General features: G+C 72.1%; 20 protein-coding genes and 1 pseudogene. 9 read left to right on the top strand and 12 right to left on the bottom strand.

Translation table 11 applies throughout. The features are described from left to right. Nucleotides 1-252: 252 nt before the first annotated feature. Complete coding sequence (locus ACWDX7_RS23560) at nucleotides 253-1,992, bottom strand: lytic transglycosylase domain-containing protein (RefSeq protein WP_451489062.1); 1,740 nt, start codon at nucleotides 1,990-1,992, stop codon at nucleotides 253-255. 310 nt (nucleotides 1,993-2,302) lie between these two features. Between ACWDX7_RS23560 and ACWDX7_RS23555 the strand changes: the two genes are divergently transcribed. Further along, entirely contained in the window at nucleotides 2,303-2,611 is a 309-nt protein-coding gene (locus ACWDX7_RS23555) for a DUF397 domain-containing protein (RefSeq protein ID WP_451489063.1), read from the top strand. A 49-nt stretch (nucleotides 2,612-2,660) separates the two neighbouring features. On the opposite strand, the gene ACWDX7_RS23550 is transcribed toward ACWDX7_RS23555, so the two are convergent. Next, complete coding sequence (locus tag ACWDX7_RS23550) at nucleotides 2,661-4,580, bottom strand: eCIS core domain-containing protein (protein WP_451489064.1); 1,920 nt, start codon at nucleotides 4,578-4,580, stop codon at nucleotides 2,661-2,663. A gap of 150 nt (nucleotides 4,581-4,730) precedes the next feature. Beyond that, nucleotides 4,731-6,464, bottom strand: a complete 1,734-nt coding sequence (locus ACWDX7_RS23545) for an AMP-dependent synthetase/ligase (protein ID WP_451489065.1) — start codon at nucleotides 6,462-6,464, stop codon at nucleotides 4,731-4,733. Between the two features lie 174 nt (nucleotides 6,465-6,638). Here ACWDX7_RS23545 and ACWDX7_RS23540 point away from each other — a divergent pair, with 174 nt between their 5' ends. Beyond that, nucleotides 6,639-7,667 (top strand): AraC family transcriptional regulator, encoded by a 1,029-nt coding sequence (locus ACWDX7_RS23540; RefSeq protein ID WP_451489066.1) that lies wholly within the window; start codon nucleotides 6,639-6,641, stop codon nucleotides 7,665-7,667. Nucleotides 7,668-8,049: 382 nt separating this feature from the next. After that, on the top strand, nucleotides 8,050-9,249 hold the full coding sequence (locus ACWDX7_RS23535) for a lipase family protein (RefSeq protein WP_451489067.1): 1,200 nt from the start codon (nucleotides 8,050-8,052) through the stop codon (nucleotides 9,247-9,249). Between the two features lie 40 nt (nucleotides 9,250-9,289). Here ACWDX7_RS23535 and ACWDX7_RS23530 read toward each other — a convergent pair whose 3' ends face one another. Together ACWDX7_RS23530 and ACWDX7_RS23525 are read right to left on the bottom strand one after the other, a co-directional pair. Next, on the bottom strand, nucleotides 9,290-10,876 hold the full coding sequence (locus ACWDX7_RS23530) for an alpha/beta hydrolase (RefSeq protein ID WP_451489068.1): 1,587 nt from the start codon (nucleotides 10,874-10,876) through the stop codon (nucleotides 9,290-9,292). 223 nt (nucleotides 10,877-11,099) lie between these two features. Then, on the bottom strand, nucleotides 11,100-12,935 hold the full coding sequence (locus ACWDX7_RS23525; protein WP_451489158.1) for an AMP-dependent synthetase/ligase: 1,836 nt from the start codon (nucleotides 12,933-12,935) through the stop codon (nucleotides 11,100-11,102). A gap of 361 nt (nucleotides 12,936-13,296) precedes the next feature. On the opposite strand from ACWDX7_RS23525, the gene ACWDX7_RS23520 reads away from it, so the two are divergent. Continuing rightward, nucleotides 13,297-13,503, top strand: a complete 207-nt coding sequence (locus ACWDX7_RS23520) for a hypothetical protein (protein WP_451489069.1) — start codon at nucleotides 13,297-13,299, stop codon at nucleotides 13,501-13,503. A 49-nt stretch (nucleotides 13,504-13,552) separates the two neighbouring features. Here the strand turns inward: ACWDX7_RS23520 and ACWDX7_RS23515 are convergent, their stop codons facing one another. Continuing rightward, nucleotides 13,553-14,407, bottom strand: a complete 855-nt coding sequence (locus ACWDX7_RS23515; RefSeq protein ID WP_451489070.1) for a class I SAM-dependent methyltransferase — start codon at nucleotides 14,405-14,407, stop codon at nucleotides 13,553-13,555. Between the two features lie 65 nt (nucleotides 14,408-14,472). Here ACWDX7_RS23515 and ACWDX7_RS23510 point away from each other — a divergent pair, with 65 nt between their 5' ends. Further along, nucleotides 14,473-15,099: a TetR/AcrR family transcriptional regulator gene (locus tag ACWDX7_RS23510; RefSeq protein ID WP_451489071.1), complete on the top strand. Its 627-nt coding sequence runs from the start codon at nucleotides 14,473-14,475 to the stop codon at nucleotides 15,097-15,099. Here ACWDX7_RS23510 and ACWDX7_RS23505 read toward each other — a convergent pair whose 3' ends face one another. Beyond that, nucleotides 15,100-16,065 (bottom strand): helix-turn-helix domain-containing protein, encoded by a 966-nt coding sequence (locus ACWDX7_RS23505; RefSeq protein WP_451489072.1) that lies wholly within the window; start codon nucleotides 16,063-16,065, stop codon nucleotides 15,100-15,102. A 645-nt stretch (nucleotides 16,066-16,710) separates the two neighbouring features. Between ACWDX7_RS23505 and ACWDX7_RS23500 the strand changes: the two are divergent. Continuing rightward, nucleotides 16,711-16,959, top strand: a pseudogene (locus ACWDX7_RS23500) (transposase); the annotation flags it as partial. 128 nt (nucleotides 16,960-17,087) lie between these two features. Here the strand turns inward: ACWDX7_RS23500 and ACWDX7_RS23495 are convergent. Next, nucleotides 17,088-17,522: an ATP-binding protein gene (locus tag ACWDX7_RS23495; RefSeq protein WP_451489073.1), complete on the bottom strand. Its 435-nt coding sequence runs from the start codon at nucleotides 17,520-17,522 to the stop codon at nucleotides 17,088-17,090. Nucleotides 17,523-17,675: 153 nt separating this feature from the next. Between ACWDX7_RS23495 and ACWDX7_RS23490 the strand changes: the two genes are divergently transcribed. The 3 genes from ACWDX7_RS23490 (at nucleotide 17,676) to ACWDX7_RS23480 (ending at nucleotide 19,037) form a co-directional block, all read left to right on the top strand. Then, a complete protein-coding gene (locus ACWDX7_RS23490; protein WP_451489074.1) occupies nucleotides 17,676-18,533 on the top strand; it encodes a helix-turn-helix domain-containing protein in 858 nt (285 codons plus the stop codon). Beyond that, the gene (locus tag ACWDX7_RS23485; RefSeq protein WP_451489075.1) at nucleotides 18,530-18,718 is read left to right on the top strand and encodes a DUF397 domain-containing protein; all 189 of its coding nucleotides are present in this window, start codon (nucleotides 18,530-18,532) and stop codon (nucleotides 18,716-18,718) included. Before ACWDX7_RS23490 ends, ACWDX7_RS23485 begins: the two co-directional genes overlap by 4 nt. Before the next feature lie 127 nt (nucleotides 18,719-18,845). Next, nucleotides 18,846-19,037, top strand: a complete 192-nt coding sequence (locus ACWDX7_RS23480; RefSeq protein ID WP_451489076.1) for a DUF397 domain-containing protein — start codon at nucleotides 18,846-18,848, stop codon at nucleotides 19,035-19,037. 159 nt (nucleotides 19,038-19,196) lie between these two features. Here the strand turns inward: ACWDX7_RS23480 and ACWDX7_RS23475 are convergent, their stop codons facing one another. The 4 genes from ACWDX7_RS23475 to mqnE form a co-directional block, all read right to left on the bottom strand. Then, nucleotides 19,197-20,531: a dicarboxylate/amino acid:cation symporter gene (locus ACWDX7_RS23475; RefSeq protein WP_451489077.1), complete on the bottom strand. Its 1,335-nt coding sequence runs from the start codon at nucleotides 20,529-20,531 to the stop codon at nucleotides 19,197-19,199. Nucleotides 20,532-21,034: 503 nt separating this feature from the next. Further along, nucleotides 21,035-21,346, bottom strand: coding sequence for a DUF4229 domain-containing protein (locus ACWDX7_RS23470; RefSeq protein WP_451751541.1), 312 nt, complete (start codon nucleotides 21,344-21,346; stop codon nucleotides 21,035-21,037). Between the two features lie 133 nt (nucleotides 21,347-21,479). Beyond that, complete coding sequence (locus tag ACWDX7_RS23465) at nucleotides 21,480-22,004, bottom strand: N-acetyltransferase family protein (RefSeq protein ID WP_451489079.1); 525 nt, start codon at nucleotides 22,002-22,004, stop codon at nucleotides 21,480-21,482. 295 nt (nucleotides 22,005-22,299) lie between these two features. Continuing rightward, a complete protein-coding gene (gene mqnE / locus ACWDX7_RS23460) occupies nucleotides 22,300-23,463 on the bottom strand; it encodes an aminofutalosine synthase MqnE (RefSeq protein WP_451489080.1) in 1,164 nt (387 codons plus the stop codon). Between the last annotated feature and the right edge of the window lie 42 nt (nucleotides 23,464-23,505).

The raw sequence follows: 23,505 nt of genomic DNA, 5'->3' as shown, positions 1-23,505 counted from the left end.
GGGAATACCAGCCGGTGCTACCGGTGAGTCGGCACCGTTGACACGGTGCCGGGGCCGGCGGCGTTTGGCGGGCGGGCCCGGTGGCGGCCGGGCCGCGGCCGCCCGCGCGCCCGTGCGCGGGCCGGGAGCGCGCGCACGGCGCCGGTGCCCGGGCGCCGGCCGGAGGCCCGGTGGGTGGGTTGGCACGGTCGGCCGTGCGCCGAGGGCGCGGGCACCGCGCCGGATGCCCCGGCCGGGGAGCCGGCTGCGTTCTTACGGGGTGGGGGCCGGGGTGGTGGGGGTGGGGGTGGGGGTGATTTTGAGGGTGAGGATCAGGGTCACGTTCTGCGGGGTGATCAGGTGCAGGTGGTAGGTGCCCGGGGTGGCGTCCGTGGTGAAGAGCTCCGGTACGGCGATCTTGCCGTCGGCTCCCGTCGCCGCCAGCTGCCGCGAGGTGAGCTTCTTGCCGTCCTCGCCCTTGAAGTACGGGCCCTTCGCGGTCGCAGGGTCCACCGGGACCCACTTCCCGGAAGCGTCCTTCTCCACCAGGGCCGCGGTGGTCCGCGTCCCCGCCACCGGCTCGCCCTCGGCCGTCGCCAGGACCTCGATGCCCTCGAAACTCTTACCGGCGACCACCTCCAGCGGCGCCGTACCGCCCGTGCGGGCCAGCAGGTCCGCGAGCGGGACCGGCTTCGGCGTGACCTCGCCGGTGAACTTCACCATGAGGGAGCCCGCGGTGTCGTAGGCGGCGGCCCGCACCGAGAAGGTGCCCACCGTGGCCCCCGCCTTCAGACCGGGCGCGGCGGCGATGCCGTCGACCCCCGTCTTGACCACGAGGGACTTCGCCGCGGACGGCCCGAAGGCGGTGCCGCCGGTCGTGTCGTCCTCGATCGCGAAGACGACCTCCTGGCCGACCGCGGGCTTGCCGTCGCTCAGCATCACCTTGACCCGCGGGGCCTCCGCGAAGGCCGCCCCGGCCTCGGCCTTGAGCGCGGCACCGCCGAGCATCTCCATCCCGGACAGGCGCGGCGGGGCCGGCTTCTCCGGCTCCACAGGCGGCTTCGTCGGCGTGGTGACGGGCGGAGTGGTCACCGGCGGAGTGGTCACCGGCGGCGTGGTGACGGGCGGGGTGGTCACCGGAGGCGTGGTGACCGGAGGCTTCGTCGGCTGCGGCTGGACCGTCGCGGCCGGGGTCTTCGGCGTGGGCAGGATGCCGGGCGAGGGGGTCGGGTACTCCCCGGCGGGCGGGTTCGTCACCCCGGCCGCGCCGCCGTCCTGGTACTGCCGCATGAAGCCGAGCACGGTGTTCACGTACTCGCGGGAGTTGTTGTAGCTGAGGATCGCCGCGTCGAGCTTGCGCGAGTCGGAGAGGTCGCGGTCGCCCGCGCACAGGTAGAGGCCCGCGCCGAGCGCCGCGTCGTAGATGTTGTTCGGGTCGCGCTTGGCGTCGCCGTTCCCGTCGGCGCCCCAAGTGGCCCAGGTGGACGGGATGAACTGCATCGGGCCGATGGCCCGGTCGTACTCGGTGTCCGCGTCCCACTCGCCCTTGTCGGTGTCGCGGATCTCCGCGAAGCCGTTGCCGTCGAGCCGGGGTCCGCGGATCGGCTTCTCGGTGTAGCCGTCGGCCTTGAGCCCGTAGCCGGAGGCGTGCACCGACTCGACCCTGCCTATGCCCGCGAGCAGCTGCCAGGGCAGCTTGCAGCCGGGCAGGGCGGCGGCGACGGACTGCTCGGCGCGGTGGTAGGCGTCGAGGGCGGTCGCGGGTATCCCGCTGGCGCCTTCCGGCGCGCCGGCCTCGGGAGGCACCACCGGGTCGGCGATGGTCCCCGGCACGTCCAGCCGGGCGTCACCGCGGTCGGTGGCCTGCGGACTGTCCGGGGTCGGCTCGGACTCGCCCGCGTCGGCGGTCGACGGATTGGTCACGACCGCGGCGGTGGTCAGGCTGGCCGCGAGCGCGGCCGTGCACAGGACCTTGCGCGAGGTGTTGACGAGGTGACGGTGAAGCGGCTTCACGTGCGGCGATCCCCCCAAGGAGCCGTCAAGGTATACGGCCGTCCGGCCGTGAATAATTCTGTCTATCAGGTATTCGGCAGCGACTCACCGTCGCCCCGGCAGATATGACACACCACTCGTCTCGACTTCACCGTCACCCGCAGGATGGGCCGAACCGGCCAGGTGATTCCTCCCCCGAGTCACCATCGGCTGAAATCAGCCCGGGTCTGGACGTTACGCGTCATGGCCGAGCGCTGTGGATCATCCGGGCACAGGCGCTCGCGCCGCACGAGTCCCTCGCCTTGATCGAGAAGACGCCAGGAGAAATCCGATGAATGCCACCGACCTGGCCTGGTTCAAGAGCAGCTACAGCAGTGGCGAGGGCGGCGAGTGCGTCGAAGTGGCACTCACCTGGCGGAAGTCGAGCTACAGCGGCGGTGAGGGCGGCAACTGCGTAGAAGTCGCCCTCCCCTGGCTCAAGTCCAGCTACAGCAGTGGCGAAGGCGGCAACTGCGTCGAGGTGGCCCCCTGCGCCGCCGCCGTGCGCATCCGGGACTCCAAGGTCGCGGCCGGTCCCGAGCTGGCCGTGGCCCCCGCGAGCTGGAGCGCCTTCCTGGACGGGATCACCACCGGCCGCTGACCGAGGACGGCAGCGGGGATGCCGCCTGCGCCGCGACCCACCGGATCCCTCAGGCGCCCGGCCTGCTCTCGCGTGCTGTGCGCCGGTCGGCGGTAGCGGTCGCGGCGGCGGCCCGCAGCTCGGTGTAGAAGGCGCTGTCGGTGGGGGTCTGCCACATGTGGAGGTAGACGAGCATCTGGTTGAGGACGGTGTCGTATTCGACCAGCGTGCCGGAGGCGTCCCCAGCGGCCTCGTCCCACGCCTTCAACCTCGCGTGGTCCTCGTCGCTCAGCTTTCCGGCCTTCCTGTACGCGTCCGCGTACTGGAGGACCTTGTTCCTGCTGCTGCCGTAAAGCACCTTCTCCTCAAGGAGGCGGTACTGGGTGCCGGTGAAGAGCTCCCTCTCCCCCTCCAGCGCGCTGTGCAGGCCGCTCAGTGTCCGCTGCCGCGTCCGCGCCATCTCCCCCACCTGCGCCGGGGTGGATCCGTAGGGAACGAGCAGCATGGTGTCCGTGGCGTCGTAGGCCTGGTGCGCCGCGACGTGGGTGAGCTCATGGGCCACGTGCCCGAGGAGGAAGGGGGTCCCGCCGCGTGGCTGGGTGTCCACGTTGAAGGTGTAGCGGCGGTCGTCGGTGGCCCCGGACTGATACGGCGCCTGCGCGCTCATGCCCGGGCGCGAGGTGGTCGCCTTGACGAAGTCGACCTTGTCCGCCACCGCTATGACCTCGCGCAGCATCTCCGCCGTCTCGGCCGGCACGTCGGCTTCGGCGGCCATCCTCTCCAGTGCCCCCACGTAGCCCTGCATGAGGGTGCTGAACTGCGCGTCGGTGATGTCCTTGGCGGTCTGGAACGCGACGTCGGGGAGGTTCAACAGGCCCGTCTGATAGTCATACTCCTCGTTCTTGCCCTCTTCCCTCATCGCCTTGTCCATCGCGCTCAGCAGCTCGTGGAACCGCACGGTGGGCTCCAGATCCGCGGCGGGCACGCTCGGCACGGACTCCAGCAGACTCTGCTCGGCGGCGGCCTGATCGCGCAGCTTGGTCACGCCGGCCGTGCGGCCCTTGGAGTGGCCTCCCTCCAGATACGCCTTGCACCGGGCCACGATGTCGGCGAGGGCGGCGATCCGCTCGTCCCGCTTGCCGCGGCCGATCTCGCCGTACTTCTCCAGTTGCGCGTCGACACCTGCGATGGAGGAACTGCCGCGGTTCTTGAAGGGGACGGCGGTCTCCTGCTTGAAGGTGGCCGGGTCCATCACCCGCTGGACCGCTGACGAGGCACCAGCGGCAGGGGCTGCCTGGGCGGTCCGGGCTTCCCTTGGTGCTTGCGCCGGTGACGGGCCCGGAACCGCTCCGGACATCACGCGGGTCGCGTTCGCCTCGGCTTCGCGTTCGAAGCGGTCGGACGGGTCGGAGACCTTGAGCCCGGCGCCGTTGTCGGTGCCCGAGACGGGCCCCTGGCGCTGCTGGATGACGTGCGTGAGCTCGTGGGCGAGGGTGTGCTTGTCGCCGCCGCCCTCCCCGATGACGACATGGCTGCCCGAGGTGTAGGCGCGGGCCCCGACCTCGGCGGCCGAGGCGCGGGCGGCGCTGTCGTCGTGGACGCGGACGTCGGAGAAGTCGGCGCCGAGCCTGCGCTCCATCTCCTCGCGCAGCGGCACGTCGAGCGGCTTGCCGGGAGCTGCGAGCACGTCGTGGACGGTGGAGCGCTGCACGGGCGCCTCGGGAGCCGGGGCGGCGGCGGCCCGGTGGCCGCAGCCCGGCCCGTGCCGGTGCTCTTCCTGGGCCCAGGGGTGACCGGCCTCCCGGAGCAGCTGGACGACGGCGGCGTTCCCGGCGGTGCGTTGCAGGGCGAGGAGCCCCTGCCGCCGCATGTCCGCCTCGGCCGCCGTGGTGCGCGCAGCGGTGGTGCGCGCCGGGGCGCGGCCGTTCTCGGTGGCCGGATGCTTGGCCGCCTGCTTGGCCGGGTCTTGGGCATTCTCGTGGGCTTGCATGGGGCCTCTTCCCGCGCAGAGATGTAACCACCCCTGCATACAAGGCGCGTGCGCCCGGCGGCCAGGTACCGGAAGGCAGCCCGCACTGTCCGTACGGGCAGCCCGTCGGGCCCGCCCGCCCCGGGCCACCGGTGGCGGGGCCCGGCTCCCTCAGCCCCCGTACAGGGCGTCGATCTCGTCCGCGTACCGCTCCGCCACCGCCGCGCGGCGCAGTTTCAGGGTCGGGGTCAAGGTGCCCGCCTCGATGGTGAAGTCCTCCGGCAGGATGAGGAAGGCGCGGATGCGGGCCGGGCGCGAGACCGTGGCGTTGGCCTCGGCCACCGCCGCCTCGACCAGGTCGCGGACCGCCGGGTGGGTGGCCGGGGAGGGGCCCGGGTCGAGGGACTCGCGGCCCGCCCAGGCCGCGATCTCCTCCGCGTCGAGGGTGATCAGGGCGACGGGATGCGGGCGGCGGTCGCCGATCAGGACCGCGCGGGAGACGTAGCGCGAGCGCTGGACGGCGAACTCGACCTCCGTCGGGGTGATGTTCTTCCCGGCCGAGGTGATGATCAGCTCCTTCTTGCGGCCGGTGATGCGGAGGTATCCGTCGCCGTCCAGTGCCCCCAGGTCGCCCGTGTGGAGCCAGCCCTCCGGATCCAGGGTCTCCCGGGTGGCCGCGGCGTTCGCGTGGTAGCCGGGGAAGACCATCGGCCCCCGGGCGAGGATTTCGCCGTCCTGCGCGATCCAGACCTCGCAGCCGTCGACGGGCCGGCCCACCGTCCCGTACCGGACGGCGCCCGGGTGGTTGAGGCTGATCACGCCGCCGGACTCCGTCATTCCGTACCCTTCGTACACCGCGATGCCGCAGGCCCGCAGGAAGTCCAGGGTCGCCGGAGCGATCGGGGCGCCGCCGGTGAGGGCCCACTTCAGCCGCCCTCCGAAGGCGCCGCGGACCAGGGAGTACAGGGCCTGCTCGGCCGCCTCGTGCCGTGGCCGCAGGGACGGCGGGAGGCGGTCGTCCGCTGCCAGCACCCCCAGCCGTACCGCCTCCTCGAAGCGCTCCCGGCCGCCCTCCTGGGACTCGGCGAGCGCCAGCACCACCGCGTGGAGCTTCTCGAACAGGCGGGGTACGGACGGCAGGTGGGTCGGCCGGGCGGCGGCCAGCTCGGCGACCACGTCCTCGATCCGGCCGCCGAAATAGCACAGCTCCCCGCCTTGGAGCAGCGTCGTGAACTGTATGAGCTGGGCCAGCAGGTGGGCCAGCGGCAGGTACAGGTAGGTGGAGTCGTCCGGCCCGCCCTGGATGAGCGGGAGCGTGGCGTCCTGGACGGCGCCCAGGTTGCCGTGGGTGAGGCGGCAGCCCTTGGGCAGGCCGGTCGTGCCCGAGGTGTAGACGATCGAGGCGTCCGCGCCGGGGGTGACGGCCGCCGCCCGCGCGAGGAGTGCGGACTCAGGGGCGGCGGCGAGGTCCACATCGCGCAGGGCGTCCATCTCCACCACGGCCCGCAGTGACGGCAGTTTCGCGCGCAGGGCCGCCACCCGCTCCGCCTGCGCCGCGCCGTCGCAGACGACGAGGACCGACTCCGAGTCCGACAGGACCCAGGCCAGCTCCTCCTGCCCCGCCGAGGGGTAGACCGGGACGAGGACCGCGCCCGCCGCCAGGATCCCGAAGTGGGTGTACGTCCACGCCGGGCGGGTCTCGGCCAGCAGCGCGACCCGTTCGCCCGCCGCGACGCCCAGGGCGAGCAGGGCGCGCCCGACGGCCCGTACCTCCGCGCCCAGTTCCGCGTACGTACGGGTCTGCCACTCCCCGTCGGCGGCGCGGAACCTGAGCGCCGGCTGCGTCGCGTACCTCTCCTCGGTCCACTGGGTGAAGCGCGCCAGCGTGCTCGGCCGACCGTTCATCGCATGCCCTCCGGGGTGGGTGACGGGCTGGTGCCGGACCGGCGTCGGCGACCTGGCGTCGGACCTGGCGCCGGGCCGTGACCCCCGACGCTAGACACCGCCCCGCCCCCTCCGGCATGACCGGAAGCGTCACCCCCGCTGACCTCAGCGCTCATTGGGGTTACCGTCGGAGCCATGGGGAGGCGGACGATCACCGTGCACCACGTACGTGCCGTGCTCGCGGGGGCCCGTGGGCGCGGCATCGACACCGTGCCGCTGCTCCAGCAGGCGCAGATCCCACCGCTGTTGCTGGGCGACGACCGGGCGCGGATCACGCCCGCGCAGTTCGCCCGCCTGTTCAGGGCGCTGTACCGCACCACCCAGGACGAGTTCCTCGGGCTGAGCGCCGTCCCGAGCCGCCCCGGCACTTTCGCCATGATGTGCTACGCCTCGCTCGGCTGCCGGGACCTCGGCGCGGCCACGGAACGCGCGGCCGCCTTCTACGGGCTGTTCCCCGGCGGGCCGGAGCTCGGCCTCGAAGTGTCGGGCGGCGAGGCGCGGTTCACCGTCCGCAACGACTTCGCGCGTGACGAGGAGCGCTTCCTCACCGAGTGCGTGCTCGCGATCTGGCACCGGCTGAGCAGTTGGCTGATCGGGCGGCGCATCCCGCTCGCGTACGCCGCCTTCGCCTATCCGCCGCCGCCGCACAAGGACGAGTACGAGGTCCTCTTCGACTGCCCGGTCCGCTTCGGGGAGGACCGTACGGGCGCCGCCTTCGACGCGCACTGGCTCACCGCGCCGCTCGTACGGGACGAGCCCGCCCTCGACGCGATGCTGCGGCGGGCACCCTCCGACCTGCTGTCCCGGCCGGAGTACGGGACGACCGTCGCCGAGCAGGTACGCCGTACCCTGACGCAGCAGCTGCGCGGTTCACCGCGGCTGCCGGCGCTCGCGGAGGTCGCGGCGCGGCTGGCGGTCTCCCCGGCGACGCTGCGGCGCCGGCTCCAGCAGGAGGGGACCTCCTTCCAGGAGCTCAAGGACCACGTGCGGCGGGACGCGGCGATCGCGGGCCTGGCGGAGAGCGGTGAGCCGATCGCGGAACTCGCCGCCCGGCTCGGCTTCTCCGAGGACACCGCCTTCCACCGGGCGTTTCGCCGCTGGACGGGGACGACCCCGGGCGCCTACCGCCACCTGGAACGCCCGCCGGGCCTCGGCTCGTCCTGACGGAGCACGGCGCGGCCCGGCACGGCCCGGCGCGGCACGGCGCGGCACGGCGCGGCGCGGCGCGGCGCGGCCCGGCCCGGCGCGGCGCGGCCCGGCGCGGCGCGGCCCGGCGCCGTGGCTGAGGGAACGTCCCGTCATCTCGCTGACGGGACACCGCTCGTACGGGTCCGGGCCGGAGTCCGCGTCACGTCAGCGGCGCGCGGTCGGCTCGGCGCGCGTCAATGGCCCCCCGTGCTGCACGCGTTCGTACCGCACCGGCGCGCCGCCCGGCCCGGATGAGACCCGGGGCCAGTAAAGGTGAGCTGCACGGTCAGCGACCTCCCTACCGGTCGGTCACTACCGTCACCTCACCTACCCCGCACGAGCTGTTGGGAGAGCCGCCATGCGTTTCCGAACCCCCACGCGCGTCCGCAGCACCGCCCTCACCGCCGTGGCCGCGCTGGCCGCGCTGGCCGTCTCGGCCGGAATCCCCGCCTCCGCCGCCTCGGCCGACCCCGCTTCCGCCGCCGACTCCCGCGCCGCCGCCCGCCCCGGCGATGTCGTCAGCAGCGCACCCTCCGCCTTCCACCCGCTGCCCGGCCAGCCGACCGGCACCAAGGCTTGGAAGATCCACTACCGCTCCACCACCGCCGACGGCGTCCCGAACATCGTCTCCGGCACCGTCATCGTCCCGCAGGACGGCCGCACCGGCCCGCGCCCCCTCATCACGTACGCCGTCGGCACGGTCGGCATGGGCGACTCCTGCGCGCCGAGCAACAACCTCCCGCACGGGACGTCCATGGAGGCCAACCTCATCCAGCAGCTCACCCTGCGCGGCTGGGCCGTCGTCGTCACCGACTACGAGGGCCTGGGCACCCCGGGCGTCCACACCTACACCGTCGGGCCCTCCGCCGGCCACGCCATGCTCGACGCGGCGCGCGCCGCCCAACGCCTGCCCGATGCGGGGCTGTCGGCGACCGGCCCGGTCGGCATCATGGGCTACTCGCAGGGCGGCCAGGCCAGCAGCTGGGCCGCCGAGCTGCACGGCTCGTACGCCCCGGAGCTGGCGGTGAAGGGCACGGCCACCGGTGGTGTCCCCGCCGACCTGATCAAGGTGGCCGACTTCAACAACGGCTCCTTCGGCTCGGGGCTCATCTTCATGGCGGCGGCCGGACACGACGCGGCCTTCCCCGAACTGGACCTGAACTCCTACCTCAACCCGGCGGGCAAAGCGCTGATCGCCGGAATGAAGGAGAACTGCGTGGCGATCAACGCCATCGCCGGCTCCTTCAAGCGGATCTCCGACATGACGACGAAGGACCCGCTCGCCCAGCCCGACTGGCAGGCCCGGCTGAACCAGAGCAAGCTCGGGCGGACCGCGCCTGCGGCGCCGGTGTACCAGTACCACGCACTCGCGGACGAGCTGATCCCGTACGGGGTGGGCCACCAGCTGCGCTCCGACTGGTGCGCGAAGGGCGCGGACCTCGAATTCGACACCATCTGGCTCGGTGAGCACGTCAGCGGAGTGATCACACAGTCGCTGGCGGTCGGGAACTGGCTGGCGGACCGCTTCGCCGGCCGGCCGACGCGCGCCGACTGCTGATTCTCCGCTGGCCGTCTCCGCTGCGCCCCTGCCCCGCCGGTCATGCACCGGCGGGGCAGGACCGTGTCCCGGTCGGCAGCCGGCCGCCGATCAGGAAGTCGTCCACGTACTTCCGTACGCAGGGCGAGTACGGGTAGCCGGTGTGGCCGTCGCCCTTGTGGTCCAGGACCACTGCCGAGCCGAGGCGCGCCGCCGTCTCCTCCGTCCACTCGTACGGGGTCGCCGGGTCGCCGCGGGTACCGACCAGCAGCATGCGCGGGGCGCCCGGGCGGTCGATCCTCCGGATGAAGTCGGTGCCGGCGGGGCGGCCGTAGCAGGACATGACGGTCATGAGCTGGGCCGGCCCGAAGATCTTCGACGCCTTGAGGAACTCCGCCCGCATCCGCGCCAGTTCACCCGCGATCGCCGCCGGGCTGGCCTTGTCGGCCGACCGGTCGGGGTCGTCGGCGCAGTTGACGGCGGTGAGGGCGGCTTCGACGTTGTCGGCGGGTACCGTGCCGGGCCCTTGGCCCTGCGGCCGCGGTGGGCCCTCGGGGCCGCCGAGCCGCAGCAGCCCGGCCGGGTCGCCGTCACGTTCGGCCTTCTCCAGTGCCGTGGCGAGCGCGGGCCACAGGTCCCGGGAGTACAGGGCGCCGCCGATGGAGCCGACCGCGTCCTGGCCGGTGAGGTGCGAGCCGTCGCGACCGAGGAGCGGCTTCTCGTCCAGCCGCTTCACGAGCGCGTGGACCTTCTCCTTGGCGGTGCGGGTGTTCGTCCCGTAGACGCAGCCGCTCCGGTGGGCGCACCAGGCCAGGAAGTGGTCGAGGGCGCGCTGGTGGCCGCGCGCCGTCACGAGCGCCTGCTCGGACAGCGGCTCGGTGAGGGTGTCGACCCCGTCGAGGACCATGCGGCCGGTCTTGCGGGGGAACTGGGCGGCGTACACGGCGCCGATGCGGGTCCCGTAGGAGAAACCGAGGTAGTTGAGCTTCTCCTCGCCGAGGACCTCGCGCATCACGTCCATGTCGCGGGAGACGTGGACGGTGCCGACGTACGGCAGGACCGGGCCGGAGGCCAGCTCGCAGCGCCCGGCCACGGCGCGCAGGGCGGCCAGTTGGGCCGCGGCGTCGCCCACGGCCTCGTCGTCGACCTGCTGGGAACCGCCGCAGGAGATGGGCTCGCTGTGGCCGACCCCGCGCGGGTCGAAGGCGACGAGGTCGTACCGCTCGCCGAGGTCCGCCAGCGCCTTGGATTCGGCGGCCAGGTCCGCCGTGCCCGCGCCGCCGGGACCGCCGAAGTTCAGCAGCAGCGAGCCGAGGCGCCTGTCCGGCTCGGCGGCGGGGATGCGGGCGAGGGCCACCGTGACCGTGCCCTTGGCGGGGGCGGCGTGGTCGAGCGGGACCTTGAGGGTCCCGCACCGCATCCCGGCGGGCACCGGCCGGTCGGGGCACGCGCCCCACCGGATGCGCTGGGCGTGGAACCGCGCCAGCGGATCGGCCGTGGTGGGGGTGGGGGCCGGGGCGGCGCTGAGCGAGGCCAGCACGAGCGCGGCGCAGGCGGTGGCGACCGTACGGGAGCTGGCGCGGGCGCGGGTACGGGCGCGGGGACGGGGACGGGCGCGGGGACGGGGACGGGGACGGGAATGGTGCACTGCACCTCCTCGTGTGGCCCCCCGGACCGGTCAGGCCACGATAAGTGCCCTCCCGCGTCCCCGCGCGCCCACACCCGCCGCCCGGACCACACCCGCCCGGCCGGCGCCGGGCGGCCACGGACGGCCCCATGCGGCCACGGACGGCCACGCGCAGCCACGGGCTGAGGGCCGCCCAGGCGGGCCCCCGGCCCTCCGGGCGGCCACCGGCCACCGGCCACCGGCCTCAGCCGTCGCGCGGCGTCCGGTACAGCTCCTCGATCTCCCGCTCGTAGTCGCGGGCGATCGCACCGCGCTTGAGCTTCAGGGAGGGGGTCAGGTGGCCGCGCTCCTCCGTGAACTCGCCCGGCAGGAGCGCGAACCGGCGGATCGACTCGGCCCGCGAGACGAGCCGGTTCGCTTCGTCCACCGCCCGCTGGACTTCCGCCCGCAGCTCCTCGCCGTGCACGAGCTCGCGCAGCGGCACGCCCTGCTTCTTGCGCATCTGGCGCCAGTGCAGCAGCCCGTCCGGCTCCAGGGTGATGAGCGCGGTGATGTACGGCCGGTTGTCGCCGACCACCATGCATTGGCCGACCAGGGGGTGGGCCCGCAGCCAGTCCTCCAGCGGGGCGGGGGCCACGTTCTTGCCGCCGGAGGTGATGATCAGGTCCTTCTTGCGGCCGGTGATGGTGAGGTAGCCGTCGGCGTCGAGCTGTCCGATGTCGCCGGTGGCCAGCCAGTTCGCCGCGGCGACGGGCTCGGCGAGGTTCCAGTACCCGGCGAAGACGTGCCGCCCCCACAGCAGCACCTCCCCGTCGTCCGCGATCCGTACGGCCGTGCCCGGCAGCGGCCACCCCACCGTGCCGAGCCGGGGCCGCAGCGGCGGGGTGACGGTGCTGGCGCCGGTGGTCTCCGTCAGCCCGTAGCCCTCGAAGACCTCGATCCCGGCGCCCGTGTAGAAGGCGGCGAGGCGCCGCCCGAGCGGCGATCCGCCGCTCAGGATGTAGCGCACCCGCCCGCCGAGCGCGGCCCGGATCCGCCGGTAGACGAGCGGGTCGTACAGGGCCCGCGCCAGGCGCAGGCCGGGCCCGGGGCTCTTGCCCTCGACCACCTCGCCGTAGCGGCGCGCGATGCGGGCGGCACGGTCGAAGGAGGAGGCCCGGCCCATCCTCTCGGCGGTCGCGCGGGCGGTGTTGTAGACCTTCTCCAGGACGTACGGGATGGCCAGCAGGAAGGTCGGCCGGAAGCCTGCGAGGTCGGCGAGGAGGTCCTCCGTACGGATGCTGGGCGCGTGCCCGAGCTTGACCCGGGCCCGCAGGCAGCCGACGGCCACCATCCGGCCGAAGACGTGGCTGAGCGGCAGGAAGAGCAGGGTGGAGGCCGGGTCCTTGCTGACGGACTTGAAGACGGGGTGGAGCAGCTCGACCGCGTTGTCGACCTCGGCGAAGAAGTTGGCGTGGGTGAGCACGCACCCCTTGGGCTGGCCGGTGGTGCCGGAGGTGTAGACGAGGGTGGCCACGGACTCCGGCGTACGGGCGGCCAGGCGCTCGTGCACGAGGGCGTCGGGGAGGTGTTCGCCGGCCTTGGCCAGGCGGGCCACCGCGCCCGTGTCGAACTCCCACAGGTGCGCCAGCCAGGGCAGACCGACGCGTTCGGCACTGATGAGGCGCGCCTGCGCGGTGTCCTCGACGGCGCAGGCCACGGCGCCCGAGTCCTGGATGATCCAGCGGGCCTGGTGGGCGGAGGAGGTGGGGTAGATCGGGACGGTGACCAGCCCGGCGGCCCATCCGGCGAAGTCCAGCAGGGTCCATTCGTAGGTCGTACGGGCCATGATGGCGAGCCGGTCGCCCTCGCGGAGCCCTTCCGCGATCAGCCCTTTGGCGACGGCGAGCACCTCGGCCGCGAACTCGGCGGCGGTGACGTCCCGCCAGCTCCCGTCCCGCTCCTTGCGCGCGAGCACCGCCTCGCCGGGGGCCTGCCGGGCGTTCTCGAACGGGATCTCCCCGAGCGAGCCCCGCACCGGCGCCCCGACCAGCGCGGGGACCCGTACCTCGCGCACGACGCCGTCGACCACGGTCTTGATGGGCTCGACCGGCTCGACGGGGCTGGCGGCCCGGAGGGCCCTGGCGGGCCTGGCCGACCTGACGGGCTCCACGGAATTCGGCTTGGCGTTCACGGCGCGCGCTCCTCGGTCCGGCGGGAGTTACCGCCGGTAATTTACGCACCGGTAACGGCCCTTGAACACCCCGCGTCCACCCCCGCTTCCACCCCTGCACCCGCCCTTTACACCTCCTCTACGCCTCCCTCCCCTCCCTCCGGGGCGAGCCGGGCCGTACGCCCGCGCCTCGGCGGGGTGGTCCGTCGTAGCATCGGACGGCGCCTCACCTGCAGCGCCTCCGCCTCGACCACGCGCCCGCCCTCCTCGCATTCGAGCAACGGCCGCCGTGGCCGAGGTCTGCGCCCTCGCCTCCGCCGAGTACGGCCTGACCATGCTGTTGAGCGCCGTCACGACACTCGACAACACCGGCTCGCGCGTGGTGCTGTCCCGTACGGGATTCAAGCCCGCCGGAGAGCTGGACCTGGACGGCCGCCCCTGCCTCCGCTTCGTACGGGACCTGCGGGACCTGCGGGACCTGAGCGAAAGGTCCTGAGCCGGGGCGGCGCGGCCGACGACGGGCGGGAACCCCTCCGGGCGACGCGTCAGTTCGGCGCGAGGTCCTGCTTGGGCGATGCGGTGACGATCCAGACGGAACCGGGGACGAGGACACCGCCGGTGGTCTCGAATTCCTTGAGTGCGTCCCGCACTTCGGCACGGACGCGGGCGATGGCCGCCGGGTCGGCATCGCGCAGGTTGTGGCGGGTGGTGCCCATGCCGAAGATGAAGTCGGCGGCGTCCGCGGCGTCGGCACCGAACGTCATGGGAGCCTCGGCCGAGGCGATCTCGATGTCGGTGAAGCCGGCCGCGCCCAGCACGTGGCGGATGCGCGCGGGGTCGAGAAGGGACCCCATGCCCCGTGCCGCGGGGGACGGTTCACGCAAGAACGGCGAGAGCGCGGCCGTCGCACGGGCGTAGGGACCGTCCGGGCCGCCCGGCTGGGGACCGAGGAACGCGAGTCGGCCGTCCGGCGCGAGGGACTGCCGGAGATGAGTGAAAGCCGCGACGTGGTCGGCGAAGAACATGACACCGCCGCGGCTGAGGATGACGTCGAATCCGCCGCCGGGGAACGGATGCACCTGGGCATCGCCCTGTTCGAAGGCGATGTTGCCGATGCCTTCCGCGGTGGCGTCGCGGCGGGCGCGCTCCAGCATGGGTGCGGACAGGTCGATTCCGACGACGGTTCCCTCGCATGCCCACCGTGCGGCGATGAGCGTGGTCTGGCCCGTTCCGCAGCCCACGTCCAGGACCCGGTCACCGGCCTCGATGCCCGCGGCGGCGAATAAGGGTGCGTTGAACGACTCCAGCATCCCGTTGTAGCGCTCGGGGTGTTCGGCCCAATGAGCACCCTCCCAGCCGTTCCATGCCTCTGCCTGCTGACGGTTGACGATGGTGTGCACAGCTCCTCCTCGCGTTTTCACTAGAGTCGACCTCTAGAGTTGGACTCTATACATAGACTCCAGTCATGCGTGAGGTCAAGGGGAAACGGGGCGACAAGGCCCGGGAGACGCGGCGGCGGATCATCGAGGCGGCCGGTGCGCTCTTCGTCGAGCAGGGCTACGGGGCCACCAAACTGCAGGAGATCGCCGACCGGGCGGGCGTGGCGGTGCAGACCATCTACTTCGTCTTCCGGAACAAGCCCTCGCTGCTCAAAGAGCTGGTGGACGTGGCGATCGCGGGCGACGACGACCCCGTGCCGACGATGGACCGGCCGTGGTTCACCGAGGTCACGGCAGCGTCCACCGCCGAGTCGGCACTTGCCGCGCTCGTCACCGGCACCCGCCGGACACTGGAACGTGTCGCGGCCATCAACGAGATGGTCCGCGCCGCGACAGCGACCAACCCGGAGATCCGGGAGTTGTGGCCGGACCGTACCGACCCCCGGTACACGGTGATCTCGACCGCGGCGCAGTCGCTCGCGGGGAAGCCCGGGACCCGCTCGGGGCTCCCTCACGAGGAGGCGGCGGACATCATGTACGCCATCCTCAGCCCGGAGCTCTTCCTGGTCCTGACCCGCGACCGCGCGTGGCCGCCGGACAAGTGGGAGCGATGGGCGTACGACACCCTCCGCTCCCAGTTGTTGGGGCCCTAGCTATGCGGCGGCCGGGTGGGGTGCGGAGCAGTCGCGGCAGTGGCCCGCTTCGGGGGCGCGGAAGGCGCGTTCGCAGCCGTCGCAGGTCTGGAACGGGTCCGGCCGAGTGACCGGAGCGACGGAGGAGGCCGCCGGGAGGTGCGGCGGCATGAGGGACTGGATGCGGTGGCCGATCAGGGCCGCCGGGTGGCGGAGGTCGGCGGGCAGGCTGGCCGACAGGACGCGCCGTACGGCCTCGGGCTCGGCCCCGCGCTCCAGCCAGGCCGATACGCCGGGCGCGAGCCGGTCCACGTCCCGCGCGGAGAGCAGCAGCCGCGGGTCGTCGCCGCGCAGCCGCGCGAGCAGGTCGAGGGCCTCCGGCAGGACGCGCACGGGCGCGGGGTCGGGCGCGGGGTCGGGCGCGGGGTCGGGCGCGGGGTCGGGCGCGGGGTCGGGCGCGGGGTCGGGCGCGGGGTCGGGCGCGGGGTCGGGCTCCGGCTTCCGTACGACTGCGCGCCCTGGCTCTGGCTCCGGTTCCGGTGCCGGTGCCGGTGCCGGCCGCGATACCGGTTCGGCGACGGGGGCGGGCGCGGCCACCGGTACGGCTACGGCGGCCGGTGCGGGCGCGGGCACCGCCGCCGGTACGGCCACGACGGGTGCCGCCACGGCCTCCGGCACCGGCGCGGGCACCGGTACGGGGTGGGGCCGCGGCTTGGGCGGAGCCACCGGCACGTGGCCCGGCCGGTTGTAGGACACCGTACGGGTGACCACGCGCCCGCATGACAGCCGTACGCGGCTGCGCTCCAGGTAGCCGTACGCCTCCAGCTCCCGCAGCGCTGTGGCGATCCGGCCCTCCCCCTCCGGGAACCGCGCGGTCAGCACCTTGATGCCCACGAGGGCGCCGCTGGGCAGCGACTGGATGTAGGTGGCGAGGCCGATCGCGACCAGCGACAACTGCTTGTGCTGGGCGAGGTGGTTGCCGACCACGGTGTAGTGATCCGTGTGCCTGACCTTGACGTGGACGACACCGGATGGGGTGGTCCCGGAGCGAACACGGGACGAGGGGCGCGAGGTCGCGCTAAAGTGCTGAAGAGCCATGGGGAAGCCGCTTACTTCCTACTTGGTCAGGCCCTCGATCGGGATTGCCGTCCCGGCGGGGGCCGTCTCATGTCTGGTGTTGTGGGGCGAGCATATGCCCGGCAACCCTGCGGAAATCCAGCCCAGTTGGCACAGTTCACCCATGTGAGTTACGGGGAGCCGGAGGGGTTGGGTTTGGTTGGGTTGGATTTACCTCACGTACTTTTACGGGGTGATGTCGGGCCCCACCACGTCGCGGCTCCCCACGACCCGGTGGGTCCGAACTCCTCTCGCCCGTACTTCGCGCCTCGGTGTGCGGATCGGAAACGCCACAGCCCCCGCCCGGACGGGGGCGGGGGCTGCGGCGAGTACGGGGAGGCCCGGGGGCGTCAGGCCGGTACGGCGACCGGCTCCGCCTTGGTGGTGGCCGGGGCCGTCTCGTCCAGTGGCGCGGCTGCGCCCTCGCCTCGGCGATTTCGGGAATGCTGCTCGCGACCTTCCGGAGGGGCCGGGTCAACAACGCGATCCGGCACTTCATGTGGCAGAGCAGCCTGACTGACAAAACCGCTCTGGGGCCAATTCGTGGCCCTGCTTCCCGAGCAGCCGGAGTTCCACCCAGACCATCCACGCGGCTGCCACCGTCGGCGCATCAGTGACCGGGTCATCTTCGACAAGATGCTGCGACTGCCGCGCTTCGGCTGTTCTTACGAGGCGATCGCCGACACGACCTGCTCGGTCACCATGATCCGCAGCCGCCGCGACGAGTGGATACGACTCGGCATGTTCGCCCGGCTCAAGCAGATCGACGCCTTCTTCGACCTCGCCGACGCCATCATCACCGTGGGTAGCCTGATCCGGCAGACATGGACAACTCACCGCTGGAACGAACGCCCGAACCGCCGACCATGACCGCACGCCTATCCGCGCAACCTCTAACCTCCCGCTACCCGGCTCCCGCCCCACTCCGGCACGTCCAGCTCCGCCCAGACCACCTTGCACGGCGGCAGGCCCCGGTCCATGCCCCAGCGGTCCGCGATGGCATCCACGAGCACCAGCCCACGCCCGCCCTCCGCGTCCCCGTCCGGGTCGCGGAAACCCGGGACCCGGTCACCACGGGTGTCGACCACCTCGATCCGGAGCACTCCGTCCACCAGGGTGAGCACGAGCCGGAAACCCCGTCCGGGGACCCGGCCGTGCGTCACCGCGTTGGCCGCCAGCTCGGCCACGATGAGCGCGGGCCCTTCCGTCGGCAGGCCCCATGCGGCGATCTTCTCGACCGCGAGCTGCCGTGCCTGACGGGCGCCGCGCGGAGTGGCGGCGAGTTGGACGCCGAATTGGCTTCCGGAGTCGCAGATTTGAGTAGTCACATCACTCAGCGTGGCCTTTCGTGCGTACCGTGAGAAGCGGCAACGCCCGTGCGTCCGGCGTTTGTCCTGTGCTTGTCCGGTGTTGTCCCGCCTGTCCTGAGCGGCCTCCGGGCAGAGGGCGTTCAGACATCGGTAGGTCGGAGGTGGGCGCGCATGAGCGTGGACAGTGACGGTACGGAAGACGCGAGTTGGGACGTCGACCCCGAGGACGAACAGGGAGTCGCGGTCCTGGCCGCGCTGGGCCGCCAGCTCAAGGCGTGGCGAGAGGAGGCGGGGACGCGGGCCGCCGACTTCGGTACGGAGATCGGCTACGGCGAGGACCTCGTCCGCAAGGTCGAGGCGGGCAGGCGGATCCCCCGCCCCGAGTACCTGGACAGGGCGGACGCGGCCCTGAATGCCGGCGGGAAGATCGCCGCGATGAAGGCGGACATGGAGCAGGTCCGCTACCCGAAGAAGGTCCGGAATCTGGCGAAGCTGGAGGGCCGCGCGGTCGAGTTGTCGGCCTACGGAAACCACAACATCCACGGCCTGTTGCAGACCGATGAGTACGCACGGGCACTGTTCGAGATGTGGCAGCCGCCGCATACCGAAGAGGAGGTGGACCGTGGTGTTGCTGCCCGAAGGGCCCGACGGTCGATCTTCGAGCGCTCGCCGGCACCAGCGCTCAACTTCGTCCAGGAAGAGGTGACCCTTCGACGCCGCATCGGGGGCAGAATGGTGATGCGCGGGCAGCTCGAACGCCTGCTGGAGGTGTCTCGGTTGCGGCACGTGACGATCCAGGTCATGCCCACTGACCGCGAAGAGCACGCCGGGATGGGCGGGTTGATCCAGGTGCTGAAGTTCGCGGACGGAACAGCGGTGGGACGCTCCGAAGGAGCGTTCAACGGTCGCCCCGTGTGCGATCCGAGGCAGCTGCGGATACTGGAGCAGTGCCACGCCATGATCCGCTCCCAGGCCCTCACGCCGCGGGAGTCGATTGCATTCATCGAGCAAGTGCTGGGAGAGACATGATCCGCAAGCCAGAGCTGGAGTGGTTCAAGAGCAGCTACAGCGACAGCGGCGACATCAACGACTGTGTCGAGGTGGCCAACACCCCTACCGCGATCCACGTCCGCGACTCCAAGGACCCCCAGATCCCCGCCCTCGCCTTCGCCCCAATGGCCTGGGCAGGCTTCGTGGCGCACACAGGGGGATGACGTACCGCCGCGAGGACGTCGACCTGCCCCAGAGCCAGGCGTGCCGGGGTTCCCATGGCATCATCCGGGCTGAGGCTCTCACGCCCCGCGCGTCACGGGACTTCATCGAGGAACTGCTGGGAGAAACATGATCGACAATCCCGAGCTGGACTGGTTCAAGAGCAGTTACAGCAGCAGCAGCGAGGGTGACGACTGCGTGGAGGTGGCCACCACCCCCGCCACCGTCCACGTCCGCGACTCCAAGGACCCCCAGATCCCCGCCCTCGCCTTCGCCCCAAACGCCTGGGCCGGATTCGTGGCTCAGGCCTCCTCCCTCTGAGCGGACACCACGCCCGCCGCCCGCGCAGGGCAGCCACAACAGGGAGAACCCTCCTCGGCGTGATCACGTGGATCCGCAGGCGAAACCGGAGTAGACACGCCACAGCCCCCGCCCGGACGGGGGCGGGGGCTGCGGCGAGTACGGGGAGGCCCGGGGGCGTCAGGCCGGGACGGCGACCGGCTCCGCCTTGGTGGTGGACGGGGACGTGTCGTCCAGCGGGGAGGCCGAGGCGGAAGCGTAGGCCTTCTTGTCGAGGATACCCTCGCGGGCCGAGACGATGACCGGGACGACCGCCTGACCGGCCACGTTGGTGGCGGTACGGATCATGTCCAGGATCGGGTCGATCGCCATCAGCAGACCCACGCCCTCCAGGGGCAGACCCAAGGTGGACAGCGTCAGGGTCAGCATGACCGTGGCACCCGTCAGGCCGGCCGTGGCGGCCGAACCGACCACCGACACGAAGGCGATGAGCAGGTACTCCTTGATGCCCAGCTGCACGTCGAAGATCTGCGCAATGAAGATCGCGGCGAGCGCCGGGTAGATCGCGGCGCAGCCGTCCATCTTGGTCGTGGCGCCGAAGGGGACGGCGAAGGACGCGTACTCCTTCGGGACGCCGAGGCGCTCGGTGACCTTCTGGGTGACCGGCATCGTGCCGACCGAGGAGCGGGAGACGAAGGCCAGCTGGATGGCGGGCCAGGCGCCCTTGAAGAACTGGACCGGGCTGACCTTGGCGACCGTCGCCAGGAGCAGCGGGTAGACGCCGAACATGACGATCGCGCAACCGATGTAGACGTCCGCCGTGAAGGTCGCGTACTTGCCGATCAGCTCCCAGCCGTACGTGGCGATCGCGGTGCCGATCAGGCCGACGGTGCCGATGGGGGCGAGGCGGATGACCCACCACAGGGCCTTCTGCAGCAGCTCCAGGACGGCTTCGGCGACGTTCAGCACCGGCTGCGCCTTGCTGCCGAGCTGGAGGGCGGCGATACCGGCGACGGCGGCCATGAAGACGATCTGCAGGACGTTCAGCTCGGTGAAGGGCGTGATGACGTCCTTCGGCACGATGCCGGTCAGGAAGTCGATCCAGGAGCCGGTGCGCTTGGGCAGCTTGCCGTCCTGCGGGGTGAGGCCGGTGCCCGAGCCCGGGTTGGTCAGCAGGCCGATCGCGAGGCCGATACCGACCGCGATCAGCGAGGTGATCATGAACCAGAGCAGCGTGCGGGAGGCGAGCCGCGCGGCGTTGTTCACCTTCCGCAGGTTGGTGATGGAGACCAGGATCGCGAAGAAGACCAGCGGGGCGACGGCCAGCTTCAGCAGCTGGACGAAGAGGTCACCGACCTGCTCCAGGGTGGTCTTCAGCCAGCTGACGTCCTGGCTGCGGGCTATCCAGCCGAAGAGCACGCCGAGGACGAGACCGGCGATGATCTGGGCCCAGAAAGGGAAGCGGAAGGAGGCCTTCGCGGGGGCGGGGGCCTGGGGGGTCGCGGACACGGACACTCTCCGGAAGTGGCGCACGGGGGCTGGCGGGACGGTTCTGCGGGGCGGCGATGGTGGTGGCGGTGATCGGTGCGCCAGCCGGAAAAAGGCCGGCCGGGGCCGCTGCTGCATCGGACCGGCGATCAGCACTCGGTGGCAGTCGGTGATCGGCGCTGGCGGTCAACGCGCAGTGCGCGTCACGTGGCACGTGCCGCGTGGTGACGGCGCCCCGAGTGGCGGTGATCAGCGACAGCAGCAACAGGCCGCGGACACACGGCGGCAGAGGTCGACATGCAGGCGCGCCACGAGCGGGACGCTCGTCGTCATCGGGTGCGCGAGTGGGGTCGACATGACCGTCACGCTAACACTTCCCCTTTGAGAATCTCAAAGGGGTTCTTTGAGCCGCGGGCGTTCGCCGCCCCTCGAAGCGGTCCGGGAAACGCCAACGCCCCAGCGCTACGGGCGGTATTCCCGGCGCTGGGGCGGTTGGATGTGTGAGGAAGGCAACTCGGCCGGTCGGGGCGTCAGGAGGTGACGCGCGCGGCGTCGTCGGCCCCGTCCTCCTGGCTGCGGTTCGCGGCGAGCTTCTCCTTCGCACCCGCGACGCGTCCGGCGATCTGCGCCGACATCTCGTCCCGCTGACGGCGCAGGAGTACGAAGGACAGCGGCGCGGACAGCACCAGGGCGAGCAACGCGACCCAGGCGAGGTTGGCATCCCCGAGCCCGGCGGGCACCCAGCCGAGGCGGACCAGCCCCCAGACGGCGAAGAAGCACCCGACGAAGATGCCCAGGCGCATCGCGGTGTATCGGATCGTCGCGCTCGGCTTGAGGGACACGGTGACCCCTTCTCTCTCGTCGTCGTACGGCATCACGTGCCCGTCAAGTGAAGCACGCCGCACGCCGCCCCCCGGCCCTCGGGGTCGTGCGGCAGGCGGCGCGGCGGCCGCACGCGGCGGCCGGCCCCGGCCGTCAGCCCAGTGGCAGCAGCATGGTGATGTCGTCGCGGTCGTCGCCCGGGGCGACGCGGATGGCGTCGGGCACGCGGCCGACCTCCTTGTAGCCGCAGGAGGCGTAGAAGTCCTCCAGGCCGAGCCCGCCCCGGCAGGCGAGGCGGATGGCCTGGATGCCGTCCATCGTGCGGGCGGCGTCGGCGACGGCCTCCATCAGCTCGCGGCCGTACCCCTTGCCCTGATCGGCCGGATGGACCATCACCGTGTACGCCCACACCCAGTGGAGCTGGAGCCGGTGCGTGTTGAGGGCGAGGAACGCGGCGGCCGCCACCCGGCCGCCCGCCTCCCGCCCGACGACCAGGCGGCGCCGGCCCTCGGCCATCGCGGCGAGGTGCGCCAGCAACTCGGGGCGGATGTCGTCGGCGGTCACGGGCGGGACGAAGCCGACCGCGCCGCCCGCGTTGGAGACATCGGTCCAGAGGTCCGTGATGCCGTCGCGCAGGGCGGGATCGATGACCGGGTCGAAGGTGAAGGTAAGGGCCATTCGCGAAGAGTATCTATTACTGCGGCCGGGGTGCCACCAGCGGGTGGGCAGCGCCCGCCGCAGCCGACGGATACGACGGACACGACGGACACGACGGAGCCCCGGTCCGCGTGGGTGGCGGACCGGGGCTCGGCGGCGTACGGCGCGGGTCAGGCGGCGCGGGTCAGGCGTCCGCCCGGACCCGTACAGAATCGCAGCGGACTCGTACCGGACCGCAGGTCAGACCCACAGGTCAGACCCGTAGGCCGGAGCCGCAGGCAAGACCCGTAGGCCAGAGCCGCAGGTCGGACCGGCCTCAGACCCGCATCGCCTGCGGGGTCTCGCGCAGGTCCGCGTCCGGGCCCGGGTACTCGCGGATGATCTCGTAGCGCGTGTTGCGCTCGACGGGGCGGAAGCCCGCGTCGCGGATCAGCTCCAGCAGATCCTCACGGCCCAGCTTGTTCGGGGTGCCGTAGTTGTCCGCGTCGTGCGTGATCTTGTACTCCACGACCGAGCCGTCCATGTCGTCCGCGCCGTGCTGCAGCGCGAGCTGGGCGGTCTGCACGCCGTGCATCACCCAGAACACCTTGACGTGCGGCACGTTGTCGAAGAGCAGCCGCGAGACCGCGAAGGTCTTCAGGGCCTCGGCGCCCGTCGCCATCGTCGTCCGCGCCTGGAGCTTGTTGCGGACCTTGCCGTCCTGCATGTCCACGAAGTCGTGCTGGTAGCGCAGCGGGATGAAGACCTGGAAACCGCCGGTCTCGTCCTGGAGCTCCCGCAGCCGCAGTACGTGGTCCACGCGGTGGCGCGGCTCCTCGATGTGCCCGTACAGCATCGTCGAGGGGGTCTTGAGGCCCTTCGAGTGTGCGAGCCGGTGGATGCGCGACCAGTCTTCCCAGTGGGTGCGGTGGTCCACGATGTGCTGGCGGACCTCCCAGTCGAAGATCTCCGCGCCGCCGCCCGTGAGCGACTCAAGGCCCGCCTCGATCAGCTCGTCCAGGATGTCGGAGGCCGACATGCCGGAGATCGTCTCGAAGTGGTGGATCTCCGTCGCCGTGAACGCCTTCAGCGAGACGTTCGGCAGCGCCTTCTTCAGCTCCGAGAGCGAGCGCGGGTAGTAGCGCCACGGCAGGTTCGGGTGCAGGCCGTTGACGATGTGCAGCTCGGTGAGGTTCTCGTTCTCCATGGCCTTGGCCAGGCGGACGGCCTCCTCGATGCGCATCGTGTACGCGTCCTTCTCGCCCGGCTTGCGCTGGAACGAGCAGTACGCGCACGAGGCGGTGCACACGTTGGTCATGTTGAGGTGGCGGTTGACGTTGAAGTGGACGACGTCGCCGTTCTTGCGCGTGCGCACCTCGTGGGCGAGGCCGCCCAGCCAGGCCAGGTCGTCGGACTCGTAGAGGGCGATACCGTCCTCCCGGGTCAGCCGCTCGCCGGAGCGGACCTTCTCCTCCAGCTCACGCTTGAGCCCAGCGTCCACCGGTCTCCTCCTCATTCGTCCCGCCTCGGCCGGCCGCCTGCC

Source organism: Streptomyces sp. NPDC003034 (assembly GCF_053591375.1).
This window is presented reverse-complemented; position numbering and strand designations above follow the sequence as displayed.

Coding starts and splice junctions, on each gene's coding strand:
- ACWDX7_RS23510 (WP_451489071.1), top strand. CDS start 14,473: ATGCGTGAGGTCAAGGGGAAACGGGGCGACAAGGCCCGGGAGACGCGG.
- ACWDX7_RS23465 (WP_451489079.1), bottom strand. CDS start 22,004: ATGGCCCTTACCTTCACCTTCGACCCGGTCATCGATCCCGCCCTGCGC.
- ACWDX7_RS23540 (WP_451489066.1), top strand. CDS start 6,639: ATGGGGAGGCGGACGATCACCGTGCACCACGTACGTGCCGTGCTCGCG.
- ACWDX7_RS23480 (WP_451489076.1), top strand. CDS start 18,846: ATGATCGACAATCCCGAGCTGGACTGGTTCAAGAGCAGTTACAGCAGC.
- ACWDX7_RS23535 (WP_451489067.1), top strand. CDS start 8,050: ATGCGTTTCCGAACCCCCACGCGCGTCCGCAGCACCGCCCTCACCGCC.
- ACWDX7_RS23485 (WP_451489075.1), top strand. CDS start 18,530: ATGATCCGCAAGCCAGAGCTGGAGTGGTTCAAGAGCAGCTACAGCGAC.
- ACWDX7_RS23545 (WP_451489065.1), bottom strand. CDS start 6,464: ATGAACGGTCGGCCGAGCACGCTGGCGCGCTTCACCCAGTGGACCGAG.
- ACWDX7_RS23555 (WP_451489063.1), top strand. CDS start 2,303: ATGAATGCCACCGACCTGGCCTGGTTCAAGAGCAGCTACAGCAGTGGC.
- ACWDX7_RS23490 (WP_451489074.1), top strand. CDS start 17,676: ATGAGCGTGGACAGTGACGGTACGGAAGACGCGAGTTGGGACGTCGAC.
- ACWDX7_RS23550 (WP_451489064.1), bottom strand. CDS start 4,580: ATGCAAGCCCACGAGAATGCCCAAGACCCGGCCAAGCAGGCGGCCAAG.